At 39.3% G+C, this 14334-nt stretch carries 10 protein-coding genes; 9 read left to right on the top strand and 1 reads right to left on the bottom strand.

Annotated features, from left to right (window positions below):
* Window positions 1-167: 167 nt before the first annotated feature.
* Entirely contained in the window at window positions 168-1298 is a 1131-nt protein-coding gene (locus ABIB40_RS03515; protein ID WP_354356023.1) for a BamA/TamA family outer membrane protein, read from the bottom strand.
* A 224-nt stretch (window positions 1299-1522) separates the two neighbouring features.
* Here ABIB40_RS03515 and ABIB40_RS03520 point away from each other — a divergent pair, with 224 nt between their 5' ends.
* From ABIB40_RS03520 to ABIB40_RS03560, 9 genes are all read left to right on the top strand, one after another.
* A complete protein-coding gene (locus ABIB40_RS03520) occupies window positions 1523-2500 on the top strand; it encodes a deoxyhypusine synthase family protein (protein WP_354356025.1) in 978 nt (325 codons plus the stop codon).
* Window positions 2501-2870: 370 nt separating this feature from the next.
* Window positions 2871-4172 (top strand): c-type cytochrome, encoded by a 1302-nt coding sequence (locus ABIB40_RS03525; RefSeq protein WP_354356027.1) that lies wholly within the window; start codon window positions 2871-2873, stop codon window positions 4170-4172.
* 43 nt (window positions 4173-4215) lie between these two features.
* The gene (locus ABIB40_RS03530) at window positions 4216-7242 is read left to right on the top strand and encodes a TAT-variant-translocated molybdopterin oxidoreductase (RefSeq protein WP_354356029.1); all 3027 of its coding nucleotides are present in this window, start codon (window positions 4216-4218) and stop codon (window positions 7240-7242) included.
* A 23-nt stretch (window positions 7243-7265) separates the two neighbouring features.
* Window positions 7266-8738: an NrfD/PsrC family molybdoenzyme membrane anchor subunit gene (gene nrfD, locus ABIB40_RS03535; RefSeq protein ID WP_354356031.1), complete on the top strand. Its 1473-nt coding sequence runs from the start codon at window positions 7266-7268 to the stop codon at window positions 8736-8738.
* Between the two features lie 2 nt (window positions 8739-8740).
* On the top strand, window positions 8741-9277 hold the full coding sequence (locus ABIB40_RS03540) for a DUF3341 domain-containing protein (protein WP_354356033.1): 537 nt from the start codon (window positions 8741-8743) through the stop codon (window positions 9275-9277).
* Complete coding sequence (locus ABIB40_RS03545) at window positions 9270-9878, top strand: c-type cytochrome (RefSeq protein WP_354356035.1); 609 nt, start codon at window positions 9270-9272, stop codon at window positions 9876-9878. Before ABIB40_RS03540 ends, ABIB40_RS03545 begins: the two co-directional genes overlap by 8 nt.
* Before the next feature lie 18 nt (window positions 9879-9896).
* Window positions 9897-11123, top strand: coding sequence for a quinol:cytochrome C oxidoreductase (locus tag ABIB40_RS03550; RefSeq protein ID WP_354356037.1), 1227 nt, complete (start codon window positions 9897-9899; stop codon window positions 11121-11123).
* Window positions 11124-11179: 56 nt separating this feature from the next.
* Complete coding sequence (locus ABIB40_RS03555) at window positions 11180-12409, top strand: cytochrome c oxidase subunit II (RefSeq protein WP_354356039.1); 1230 nt, start codon at window positions 11180-11182, stop codon at window positions 12407-12409.
* 18 nt (window positions 12410-12427) lie between these two features.
* Window positions 12428-14308, top strand: a complete 1881-nt coding sequence (locus ABIB40_RS03560; protein ID WP_354356041.1) for a cytochrome c oxidase subunit I — start codon at window positions 12428-12430, stop codon at window positions 14306-14308.
* Window positions 14309-14334: the final 26 nt, after the last annotated feature.

Here is a 14334-nt window from a genome sequence, read left to right on the forward strand (position 1 = left end):
TAAAGTTATATATTTGGTTAGCCCAGGTTTTTTAACCTGGGTTTTTTTGCTTTTTTTCTAACCGTCTAACCGTCTAACCATCTAACCATCTAACCGTCTAACCGTCTAACCATCTAACCGTCTAACCATCTAACCACCTAACCATCTCACCAACTAACCCAGTAATACTAAAATGCTTCTGCCAAACTAATGTATAGGCCACTTTGTCTTTTTTCGGCTGGTCTTTTTTCGCCAATGCCATAGTCTATCCGAATACTCAAGCCTTTCGCTGGGTCGAAGAAATAACGCAGACCGCCACCTAAGTTAGGTTTAAAATTATCTACAGAAAATTCGCTTATTCCCCAAACTGTACCGGCGCCTGCAAAAATTACCGCTCCAAACCTATTGTTGTATCTATAGCGCAACTCTGCTTGCAAGGCTAAGAGGTTTTTGTCGCGGTAGCGCCCAGAATAATAGCCACGCATAATCTCATCATTACCCAGTTGCGGCAGCAGATAAAAAGGTGTATTTTGGCTAAGCACGTTGTTGTAAATGCCTTGTGCGCCCAAAACGAACCTGTTTCCCAAACGCCAAAAATTTCTAAGATTTAGTCCGATTTTGCTGCCTTCGAAATTCTGACCGCCAAAAACATTGGGCGCATATTGATAAGTTACCCTACCAAAAAAACCTTTTGTTGGATAGTTATTGCTGTTCCGTGTATCATAACTTTGAGAAAGACCAACATACAATACGTGGCCGCCATCTTTATCTAAAATATTTTTGCCCGAGTCTAGAATGCCGCCAGGATTTTTATCGTCGAAAGCATAATCCTCAAAACCAACTGATACACCAGTATAGGCGTTTTTTGCAGTGTTTTTTTCTAGATCGAAGTTTAATTTAATGAGTTGTTGTATTAGCTTATCTTCATCGGCAGCCTTGGTGTTGTTGCCCAGACCATAAAAGCTAAAAGGGAGTTTTTTAAACCTAATTTCTTCTAAAATATGGTAGCGGTTGCCTTTTGTCCAAACATCACCAAACAAACTAAAATTATAGCTTCGTTTGGTTGAGTAGGTTGCCGTGGTAGAAAAATTAGAACTTCGGTTGGTGGTATCCTTTCTATCTATATAAAAGGAATAAATGGCACCAACTCCAAACTGTAGTCCGGTTTCTTGCGAATAGCCAAAAGAAGGCACAGGTAGAAAGCTGGCACTTCGGGTGGTATCTTTTTGGTTTGAAAGTAACTTTTTAATCAACTTCATCTGTGCGAAGATTGGGGTTGACATAAAAAGTACAGCGCCAAACAATAGAATCTTTTTCATGGTGTGCAAAATAAAGCAATAATTTCTTATGCTGCACAAAGTATATGCTCTGAGATACGATTAAGACAAATGCAATTTCCTTAAAGGCGCCAGACGATTTTATTAGCACAGATTCAACCTAGTTTTTATTGGTTAGCAATGTTGCCATTGCAGTTTTTCATTCTTTAGTCTTCCTATTTGGCAAAAAACCGCTAATTTTGGGCAAACTATAAAAATAATTAAGCATGAGCAATAGAGGACCAATCTCTCAATTTATGGAGCAAAATTATCTCCATTTTAATGCTGCCGCGATGATGGATGCTGCAAAGGGATATGAAACACACCTAGATGAAGGTGGTAAAATGATGATTACACTTGCGGGCGCCATGAGTACAGCAGAGTTGGGTATTTCGCTTGCAGAAATGATAAGGCAAGATAAAGTATCTATCATTTCTTGTACAGGTGCTAATTTAGAGGAAGACATTATGAATCTTGTTGCACACTCGCATTATAAACGAGTGCCCAACTATAGAGATCTTTCACCTCAAGAAGAATGGGATTTGTTAGAAAATCATTACAACAGAGTAACCGATACCTGTATTCCAGAAGAAGAAGCATTCCGCAGGTTGCAAAAACACATTCAAAAGATTTGGAAAGATGCCGAAACTGTTGACGAACGGTATTTCCCACATGAATACATGTACAAAATGTTATTGAGTGGCGTGTTGGAGCAGTATTATGAGATAGACCCTAAAAATTCTTGGATGCTTGCCGCTGCAGAAAAAAATCTACCTATTGTGGTGCCAGGATGGGAAGATAGCACCATGGGCAATATTTTTGCAAGCTATGTAATGAAGAAAGAGTTGCAGGCAAGTACTGTAAAAAACGGAATTGAGTACATGGGCTATCTAGCCGATTGGTATATTAAGAATAGCGGAGGCAAGGGAATTGGCTTTTTCCAAATTGGCGGCGGTATTGCGGGCGACTTTCCAATTTGCGTAGTGCCAATGCTTTATCAAGATATGGAAATGGAGAATATACCTTTTTGGAGCTATTTCTGCCAAATATCAGATTCTACAACTTCTTACGGTTCTTATTCTGGCGCAGTACCCAATGAAAAGATAACTTGGGGTAAATTAGACATTCATACCCCAAAATTTATAGTAGAGAGCGATGCAACAATTGTGGCTCCGTTAATGTTTGCTTGGATTCTTAAACAATAGTTTATAGCAATTGTATGTCGGTAAATTAACGGTTGCATCAGCCCACAAAATCCGTTCTAAAGAATTGATATTGTTAATAAAAGTATTTACCGGGTATAAGCAAGAATTGGCAAAAATTAAAGCAGCTCAATATTTTTTACCATTGATGTCGATTTTATCCCGCTTAAATAGATGCCACAAACTACGGTTTTGTGCACTGATTAGCCGGAATCAATATTTGTTTAGAATGATTATAAATTGTATCTCAAGTCAGTATTTTGTCATGGAATTATTAATAAGTTATACTTTTGTGGAAGTTTTAAGAGCAGAAATTACTTTTAAGATTGATTTAAGTAGCAAATAAAAATAAATTAAGTATAAAGTGTTCATTATGAGAGATATCTCGATGATTTTTAAAAGCCTTTACAAGTCTGCGTTTGTTTTAGCGGCATTAGCGGTTTTTGCGGCCTCTACCGCAAATGCGCAAGATGCTAAAGAAGGCAGGACATTGTTTAAAGCAAAATGTACTGCATGTCATGCATTAGATACAAAGGTTATCGGGCCTGCACTTACGGGTGTAAGCGATAGGCATCCAGAAGCTTTTTTGTTAAAGTGGATTCCAAACTCACAAGGTCTTGTTAAATCTGGCGATGCTGCTGCGGTTAAACTTTTTGAGGCAAATGGAAAAATACCGATGACTTCTTTCCCAGAATTGGATGAAGCAAAGGTAAAAGACATTTTAGCCTACATAAAACAAGGTGAGCCGAAACCTGCAGCTGGTGCTGCTGGCGCTGGTGCTACTGCTGCCGCAGATGAAGGTATTTCTAGTTTATCTCTAGCAGGAATTGTCGCTATTATTTTGGTAGCCATCTCGGTATTGGTAATATTGGGCAGAGCGGTTAAAATGCTAGAACGCCTTATTTTACAGAAACAGGGTATAGAAGTAGAAGAAAGCATTCCGTTAAAAGTGGGCGTGCGCAAAATGTTTAAGAACAAGAAATTTGTAATGTTCTTTATTTTGTGTGTAATTATTTTCCTCGGTTCTTGGGGATGGATGGGCATGTGGGAAACTGGTATTCATCAAGGTTATCAACCTGTTCAACCCATAAAATTCTCGCATGAGCTACATGCTGGAATCAATCAAATCGATTGTCAGTATTGCCACTCTGGTGCCTGGAAATCTAAAAACGCAACAATACCTTCATTAAATATATGTATGAATTGCCATAAGGCGGTACAAGCAACAGAAAAATACGACGGTCAAATTTCGCCAGAAATTAAGAAGATATATAGCGCTTTAGGTTATGATCCAGAAACGCGTACTTACGATAAGAGCAAGGAAAAACCAATGGAATGGGTAAGGGTGCACAACCTGCCCGATTTTGCGTATTTTAACCACTCTCAACACGTTGTGGTAGCAGAACAGGCTATTCGTAAAGCGAAGGGTTTACAGCCAACCGAGCCAGTTTGTTTTGCTTGTCACGGCCAAGTAAATACGATGGAAGAAATCTATCAAGCTTCTCCATTGACGATGAAATGGTGTATAAACTGCCACAGGGAAACAGATATTTCTGGCCAAAAGAATAATGCCTTTTATACCAAATTGATAGAAGCGCACGATAAGATTAAAAAAGGCGAGAAAATTACCCCCGCATTATTGGGTGGAATTGAGTGTGGCAAGTGTCACTATTAACAAGAAATTTAGTAACGATCGAATAAACAGTAACGAAGCTTAAATGGAAAGCAATAAAAAATACTGGAAAGGCCTGGAAGAATATCACAATACTCCAGAATTTGTTAACGAGAACAAAAGCGAGTTTGCTGAGCCTATTCCAATAGAAGATGTTTTAAACGAAGTAGGATTAAGTACGGTTACACCACGTAGGGATTTTCTAAAGGCATTGGGATTTGGTCTAGGAGCTGTTACATTGGCTGCCTGCCAATCTACACCTGTACATAAATCGATTCCCTATTTAATTAAGCCAGAAGAAGTTACGCCAGGCGTTGCAAATTACTATACCTCTAGTTATAAAGGGAAAAGTGTTTTGGTTAAAACCAGAGAAGGTAGGCCAATTAAAATAGAACACAATCCAAGTGTGGGCGACTACGCCTGGGGATCTGATTCAGCTGCGCAGGCTTCTGTGTTAGATTTATATGATGTTTCTAAGCTTCGTTATCCTCTATTAAATAAGGCAGAGGCAAATTGGGAAGCAATTGATAAGTATGTTACTTCCGAGCTTTCAAAAGCACAAGCTTCTGGTAAAAAGATTCGTATTGTTTCTTCTAGTATCAGTAGTCCATCTACCTTAGATGTAATGAGCGAGTTTGTAGCGAAGTATCCTGCTGCAAAAGTGGTTCAATATGATCCGGTTTCTTATTCAGGAATTATTCAGGCCAACCAAAACAGCTTTGGCAAGGCGGTTGTACCTAAATACAATTTTAACAAGGCAGACCTAATTATTAGTTTCGGAGCAGATTTCTTAGGTTCTTGGTTAAGCGGCGAAGAATTTACCGCTCAATATGTTTCTAACAGAAATCAAAAATCGTTAGACAATAAAAAAATGAGTCGCCATTTTCAGTTTGAAACTGGCATGAGCTTAACAGGCTCTAACGCTGATACACGTATTCCGATTAAGCCTTCAGAACAAGGTCCGGCGTTAATTGCGCTATATAACGCAGTAAGTGGTGGTAGCGCGGCAGGTGGTTCATTATCAAACAAAAAAGCAGCTACCGCAATTGGGCTGTTGGCATTAGAACTGCAAAAAGCAAAAGGCAAAGCCTTGGTTGTTTGCGGAAGCAACGATGTAGCTTCGCAAACATTGGTTAATGCCATTAATGCAGCTATAGGTAGCTATGGCGCCACAATAGACTTAGACAATCCTTGCAAATTATACGGAAGTAACGATGTAGAGTTTGGCCAACTTATAGGCGAAATGAGCCGCGGCGAGGTGGGAATGGTATTTTTCTTAAATGCAAATCCTGTTTATGATTTTGCAGGTAACAAGCCTTTTGAAGATGCGTTGAAGAATGTGCCAGCAAAGGTTTCTTTTGCGGATCGTGCAGATGAAACAGCTTCTTTATGTGATGCAGTTGCCATCAATAGAAATTATTTAGAATCGTGGGGAGATGCAAGCGCTTACGATGGCATGTATTCTATCGTTCAGCCAACCATTAACCCTGTATTTAACAGCAGACAAGCAGAAGAAAGCTTATTGGTATGGGCTGCTCATCCTATAAAAACCTATTATGATTATGTTCGCAACAATTGGGAAACTAAAATTTTGCCTACAGCAGGAATTAAATGGGATGATCTTTTAGATAAAGGTATCGTTTCTTCGCCTGCAAAGGCGGCGGGAACTTACACGTTTAGTGGAAATGTACCCGCAGCGGTTAGCACAATTTCTGCAGCTAGCAAGGCTTTAGATAAAGACATTCAAATTCAACTTTACAGCAGTGTAAACATTGGCGACGGAAAACATGCAAACAATGCATTTTTGCAAGAGTTGCCAGATCCAGTATCAAAAGTTACTTGGGATAATTTCTTAGCAATATCGCCAAAAACTGCTGTCAAACTTAACATTAACCAATTCGACGTTGTTACCGTTAAAGGTTCTAACGGTTATTCAATCGATCTTCCTGTACTGGTTCAGCCAGGTCAGGCTCAAGATACAGCATCTATTGCTTTAGGCTACGGCCGTAAGAAAGCTGGTAAAGTAGGCGATGGGGTTGGGCAGAATGCCTATCCATTCGTTTCATTTGCAAACGGAAGTATGCAATATTTTACAACAGCTACCATAAGTGGTTCTAATGGGCATTATGAGTTGGCACAAACTCAAACACACCATTCTTACGAGGGTCGTAACATTATTCAGGAAGCTACTTTTGCAGAATATGTAAAAGATCCTACAGCTGGAAGCGAAAAGAGCGAAGAAGGCCATAAGGTTTATGATCTTTGGAATAAATACGAGCAACTTGGCACTAGCTGGGTAATGGCAATAGATTTAAATGCTTGTACGGGTTGTGGTACTTGCGTAGTTGCCTGTAGCGTAGAAAATAACATTCCTGTGGTTGGTAGAGATGAAGTTCGCCGCCGTAGAGAAATGCATTGGATTCGCATAGATAGATATTATAGCTACGAAAATGATGGTAAAGAAATTACCAAAGAACGCGAGCTTGATGATTTAGATAAACTAGATAATGTATCCGTTATCTATCAACCAATGCTTTGTCAACATTGTGATCATGCCCCTTGCGAAACTGTTTGCCCGGTATTGGCTACAGTACACTCGTCTGACGGTTTAAACCACATGGCTTACAACCGCTGCGTAGGTACACGTTATTGTGCAAACAACTGTCCGTACAAAGTGCGTAGGTTCAACTGGTTTAACTATTGGAATGATTCTCGTTTTGATAACTATATGAACAACGAGTTTACACAATTGGTTTTAAATCCAGATGTTACCACACGTTCTCGTGGTGTAATGGAGAAATGTTCAATGTGTATCCAACGTATTCAAGCCGGAAAGTTAGAAGCCAAAATAGAAAGAAGACCATTGAAAGATGGAGATATTAAAACTGCTTGCCAACAGGCTTGTCCAGCAAATGCCATTATAATGGGAGATGGAAATAATCCAAACTCAGAAGTTTCTAAAGCTTTGAGATCTGAGCGCACCTACTACGTTTTGGAAGAATTGGGAACTAAACCTGGTGTTGGCTATATGACAAAGATTAGGAACAAAGGTGGTGAAACGGTAACAGTTTAAGCGAAATTCAGAAATTACAAATTATGTCAGGACATAACGAATCATTACTTAGAGAGCCTTTAATTACTGGCGAAAACATTACGTATGCAAAAATTACGAATGATATTTTAGCGCCAGTAGAAAACAAGCCCAATAAGGCCTGGTGGATAGGTTTTACTTTTGCGTCGCTTGGTGCGACACTTTGGGTGGTTTGCGTAAGCTACACCTTTTGGACAGGGATTGGTGCTTGGGGACTAAACAAAACAGTAGGTTGGGCTTGGGATATTACTGGCTTCGTTTGGTGGGTTGGTATAGGTCACGCAGGAACACTTATCTCTGCCGTATTATTACTGTTCCGCCAAAACTGGCGTAACTCTATTAACAGATCTGCAGAAGCAATGACAATTTTTGCGGTAATTTGTGCCGCTACCTACGTAGTATCACACATGGGAAGACCATGGTTGGCTTATTGGGTGTTGCCTTTGCCAAATCAGTTTGGCTCCCTATGGGTAAACTTTAACTCGCCCTTAGTGTGGGATATGTTTGCCATCTCTACTTACTTTTCGGTTTCCCTATTGTTTTGGTATACTGGTTTATTGCCAGATATTGCAGCAATTAGAGATCGCGGAACAGGCTGGAGAAGAAAAGTATACTCTATTTTCTCTTTTGGATGGACTGGAAGCGTAAAGACTTGGCAACGTTTTGAAGCGGTATCGTTAATTCTTGCCGGTATAGCAACTCCCTTAGTGCTTTCGGTACACACAATTGTATCTATGGATTTTGCAACTTCCTTAATTCCAGGATGGCACACTACTATTTTCCCACCTTATTTTGTTGCAGGTGCAATCTTTTCTGGCTTTGCCATGGTACAAACTTTATTGTTGGTAACTAGAAAGGTAATGGGATTAGAGAATTACATTACCATGTTTCACATAGAATCTATGAATAAGATCATCTTATTAACGGGATCTATTGTTGGTGTGGCGTATTTAACTGAGTTTTTTATTGCTTATTATTCTGGTAACGAATATGAACAGTATACTTTCTTAAATAGGTTTATAGGGCCATATTGGTGGGCAGGTTGTATGATGTACGGTTGTAACGTTCTAATGACCCAGTTGATGTGGTTTAAAAAAGTACGAACGAATATTCCATTGTCTTGGGTACTATCTATTGTAGTGAATATAGGGATGTGGTTCGAGCGCTTCGTAATTATCGTTTTATCATTACACCGAGATTTTCTTCCTTCCAGTTGGGCAATGTTTTACCCAACTTGGGTAGATATGGGTGTGTTTATTGGCTCAATCGGTTTGTTTTTTACTTTGTTCCTATTGTTTTTAAGGGTATTGCCATCTATAGCGATTGCCGAGGTAAAATTATTGTTGAAAACAGCTAGTGAGCAATCTAAAATGAAGTTGATTGCAGAAGGACATCAAAAACCAGAGGAAGTAAAAGAATATGTAGAATCTCTACAGAAATTTGACAGTGTTAATCAAAAACAATACGCAAAAATATAACAATGAGTGATATCAAATATATTTTAGGCAGTTTCGGCGATCCAGACGAAATGATGCACGGGATAGACAAGCTTCAAGAGAACAACATCAAAATCTTTGATGTATATACTCCGATTCCTATACACGGAATTGAAGATAAATTAGGTGTTAAGCGTTCGAGAATAGATGTTGCAGCTTTTTGCTTTGGCATAACAGGTACAGCAGCCGGATTTGGTTTAATTTATTTTTGTTCTGTGATGGACTGGAGAATGAATATTGGAGGTAAGCCAACTTTTGTATTGCCAGATTTTATTCCAATTATGTTCGAACTAACAGTACTGTTTTGTGCTTTTGGTATGGTACTTACCTATTATGCCTCTACACACCTGTTTCCAGGTCGTGCACCAAGGGTAATGGATTTGCGAGCAACTGACGATCGCTTTGTAGTGGCAATTGATGCGCGCGAAAATACAGCGCATGATGTTATTGATGGATTATTAAAAAATGCTGGTGCTTTAGAAGTAAAGTACAATGAAAGGAAGTACGTGAGCTATGAATAGGAATTTAACTTTATACACCATATTTTTTGTAGCAGTTGTTGCGCTTGCGTTCTCTGCTTGCAAAGACAAGCGGAGCACGGGGCTAGAGTATGCACGTAATATGTACGATCCGATTGCGCTAAACCCGGATCAAAAGATCTCTACTACCAACCCAGATTTGAAGAGCTTTAATGGGCAGGCAGCACAGATGCCACCGGCACATACAAAACCTATAGGCTTTAAGGTATATGATGAATACACCAATGACCAGGCTGGTTATGAATCAGCAGGAGCCGAAATGGTAAACCCGCTTCCGGCAGATAGCGTTACCTTGGCAGAGGGGCAACATCTCTTTACCGTTTTCTGTTCTCCATGTCATGGCGATAAGGGAGATGGCCAAGGGCATTTGGTTAAAATTGAAAAGTTTAATGGAGTTCCATCCTATTTCGAAGGCAGTTCGTCTAGGGGAGGTTTGATGGCTGATCTTACCGCAGGCAAGATTTACCACACCATTACTTATGGTTTAAATAATATGGGTTCTCATGCTTCGCAAATTTCTCCAACAGATCGTTGGAAAGTGGTAGAATGGGTTGAACATTTACAAAAAGCAAAAGGACAATAAGAAAATAATATATTATAGATGGGAACTCACGATATAAATTTTAGTGAACAGTTTGAGTTTACAGGGAAAGTAAAAATCCTCAGTATAGTCGGTATTATTATCGGTGTAGCAGCTGTGGCTTATGGCTTTTTCGGTAGCAACGAAATTATGCACGAGGAACGCACTTTCGCCAACCTGTTGCTTATGGCATATTATTTTGCATGTGTATGCATGTCTGCCACGTTTTTTTTAGCAATACAATATGTTGCTCAGGCCGGCTGGTCTACCGCAATTTTACGTGTGCCGCAAGCCATGGCTAGAACTTTGCCTATTGCCTCTATCATTCTTTTGGTTATAATAGGTGCGGGGCTATACACCCACGGTCTTTATCATCATTGGCATGCAGACGGAATTACAGATCCAGGCAGTCCAAACTTCGACGCGATTATTAAAGGCAAGTCTGGTTATTTAAACGTTCCTTTTTTTATGAGTAGGGAAATAGTTTTGCTGGGTTTATATTGTATGTTTTCTTGGTTGCTTGCAAAATACTCGTATAATGAAGATTTAGCCGGCGGACTAGCCAATTACAATAAGAGCTTTAAAGTATCTGTTATCTTCCTGGTTGTTTATGGCTTTACCAGTCCTATATTTTCATTCGATACAATTATGTCTTTAGAGGCACATTGGTTTTCTACTATGTTTGGTTGGTACAACTTTGCTGCCATGTGGGTAAGTAGTTTGGCTGTAATAGCTGTAGTGGTTATTCTACTCAGAAGAGCAGGGTATATGCCATGGGTAAATAATAGTCATTTACACAATTTAGGCCAATTTATCTTCGGGTTTTCGATTTTTTGGACTTACACTTGGTTCGCACAATTTTTATTAACTTATTACGCAAATATTCCAGAAGAGTCGGTTTATTTTTTCAAGCGATTTGAATACTATGAGTTTTGGTTTTACTTAAATCTAATCCTTAACTTTTTAGCGCCAGTATTACTGTTGATGGATAGGGATAACAAAAGAACTGATATAAAGCTTTTGGCAGTCTCAATATTAGTTTTAATCGGTCACTGGGTAGATTATTATCAAATGATTATGCCAGGAGCAGTTAAAGACGGGTACGCCGGCCTAGGGATTTTAGAAATAGGTACTGCTATTGGTTTTGTAGGAATATTTACCTTTACAGTTTTAACTGCATTGGGGAAAAAGCCATTGGTAGCGAAGAATCACCCACTATTACAGGAGAGTTTGCACCACCAGCTTTAATTGGGCTGCAGTTTAGTATAATTAATAGCGTAGAAATACATATACCACTTAATAAAATGAGTATTAAAAAGTTTATCAAAATAAAAGCTGCCGTTGTTCTGGCCGTATTGTTTACGCTTTTTTCTAGCGTAGAAGCTTTTGCGCAAGATGCAGCTGTTACCGCCGCACCAAAGGTAGATATGGGCGAGGTATATAAATCAGTGATTTATTATATACTGATTTTTTTCTCCCTATGTCTTTTCATTGCCATTATAGGTAAATCTATAAGGGTTTATGAACTAAGTAGAGAAGCGCAGGGAAAACCAGTTGGAATAAATTGGAATCGAATAAATGGAATGTTGTTTGCCCTTGCCCTTGTATTTGGATTGTATGGCCTTTACTGGGAATATACGGTTCACGGCGCACAAATTTTGCCCGCCGCGTCATCCATTCACGGCAAACGCATAGATGATATGTTTGATTTTACCATGGTTTTAACCACGATCGTATTGGTAATTACGCATATATTGCTTTTTGGCTTCTCTTTTATCTATAGATATTCTGATAAGAGACGTGCTTATTATTATCCACATAATAACACCGTAGAGAAAATTTGGACCATTATTCCTGCGTTGGTTTTAACAGGTATGGTGTTGATGGGCTTTTTAACTTGGAGGTCTATTTTTAATAAGCCAGATGATCCAAACCATAAACCGCTACAAATAGAAATTACTTCTGAGCAGTTTAAATGGGACCTTCGTTATCCTGGTGCAGACGGAATAGTTGGTAAAAAGAATTTCAAGCTTACCACCGCAAGCAATGGATTAGGTATAGATTTCAGCGATTTAAAGTCGAGAGACGATTTATTGGCGGATGAAATGGTCATTCCAGTTAATAAGCCGGTTAAATTACTTCTTAGAAGTAAGGACGTTATTCACAGTTTTTATATGCCACAATTTAGGGTGCAGTTAAATACTGTTCCTGGAATGACTACGGTGTTTGAATTTACGCCGACCGAAACGACGGCAGAGATGCAACAAAAAATGAACGATCCCAATTTTAAATTTTTGTTTTATTGCAACAAAATTTGTGGATCTGGTCACTATAACATGCAAAAGGTTGTTCGCGTTGTGTCCGAAAAGGAATATCAAGAATGGGTTGCGAAGCAACCAACGTATCTTAACGATGATTTAAGAAAAGATTTCAATTTGCCAATACCGATATCCGCTCCTAAAGCAGTTTCAGATACGGCAGCTAAAGATTCATCAAAGGTGAATACAAGCGCCATGGCAATGATTAAAAAATAATTGGAAAGCACTAGAAATATGTCAACAATAGCATTAAAACACCAAGCAGCACACGATCATGCAGATCATGGGCATCATAAAGAAAGCTTAATTACCAAGTATATCTTTAGCCAAGATCATAAGATGATTGCAAAGCAATTTCTTATAACAGGTATTATTATGGCAGTTATTGCCATGGGATTATCAATTTTGTTTCGTATCCAGTTGGCCTGGCCTGATAAAAATTTTCCATTTTTGGAGACATTTTTGGGCAAATGGGCTGAAGGAGGGCGCATAAAACCAGATTTTTATTTGGCTTTGGTTACCATCCACGGAACGATTATGATCTTCTTTGTATTAACCGCTGGTTTAAGTGGAACTTTTAGCAACTTGCTTATTCCTTTACAAATTGGAACTAGAGATATGGCGTCGCCATTTTTAAACATGCTGTCTTATTGGTTCTTCTTTACAGCTTGTGTGGTGATGATGTCCTCATTTTTTATTCAGACCGGACCTGCTTCTGGCGGCTGGACAGTTTATCCACCATTGTCTGCCATACCCATGGCCATTCCTGGCTCTGGTTTAGGGATGACGTTATGGTTAATTAGTATGATTCTTTTCGTAGCATCACAATTAATGGGAGGTATCAACTACGTAACTACTATTTTGAACATGCGTACCAAAGGAATGGATTTATGGAAAATGCCACTAACTATTTGGTCGTTCTTTTTAACTGCAACTTTAGGCATTCTATCTTTTCCAGTATTGGTTGCAGGAGTAGTGTTGTTAATATTTGATAGAAGTTTTGGAACGAGTTTTTACCTGTCGGATATTGTAATGGGTACCACAATTCTTCCAAACGAAGGGGGTTCACCTATTCTTTGGCAACACCTTTTTTGGTTTTTAGGTCACCCAGAGGTATATATCGTTATTATGCCAGCAATGGGTATCGCTTCAGAAGTGATGTCTGTAAACTCCCGTAAGCCTATTTTTGGGTACCACGCAATGGTTTACTCTTTAGTTGGAATTACCTTGCTTTCGTTTCTAGTTTGGGGCCACCACATGTTTGTAACAGGTATGAGCCCGCTCCTAGGTGGAGTATTTATGGTATCTACCCTTATTATTGCTGTTCCATCGGCTATTAAGACTTTTAACTGGCTCGCAACCCTGTGGCGAGGGAACATTCGGTTTACACCTGCCATGTTGTTTGCCATCGGGTTAGTTTCTTTCTTTATCTCTGGTGGTTTAACCGGATTATGGTTAGGTAACGCAGCTTTGGACATTACTTTGCACGATACTTATTTTGTTGTTGCCCACTTCCACTTGGTTATGGGGTCAGCAGCAATTTTTGGAATGCTTGCGGGTGTTTATCATTGGTTTCCAAAAATGTTTGGGCGGATGATGAACCCTAAGTTAGGTTATTTACACTTTTGGTTTACATTCATAGCCGCGTATATGGTCTTCTTTCCAATGCACTTTTTAGGCTTAGATGGTGTTCCACGTAGGTATTATGCTTTTACCGAGTTTGAGTTTATGAAAAAATGGTTAACCGTAAATGTGTTTATCACCTGGGCGGCAATAACCGCTGCAATAGCGCAAGTGGCCTTTTTGTTTAACTTCTTCTATTCTATTTTTAAAGGAAAGAAAGCAGAGCAGAACCCATGGCAAGCCAATACGTTAGAATGGACCACACCTGTGGAACACTTACATGGCAACTGGCCAGGAGAAATCCCAACGGTATACAGATGGCCGTATGATTACAGTAAACCTGGTCATGAGTTGGATTTTATTCCGCAAACTGTTCCATTTTCTCAAACCATGAGCTCTAATTTACCGAGCGATTTTGAAGGAAACGAGGAAGCAGAGAAGATACAACAGGCTTGGGAACTAGAACACCCGGTAGAAGAAACTAGGGTTTAGTTTTTTCTCGTCGATATTTTGAGGGT

It is taken from the genome of Pedobacter sp. UYP30 (assembly GCF_040547165.1).
In the GTDB taxonomy this organism is placed as follows: domain Bacteria; phylum Bacteroidota; class Bacteroidia; order Sphingobacteriales; family Sphingobacteriaceae; genus Pedobacter.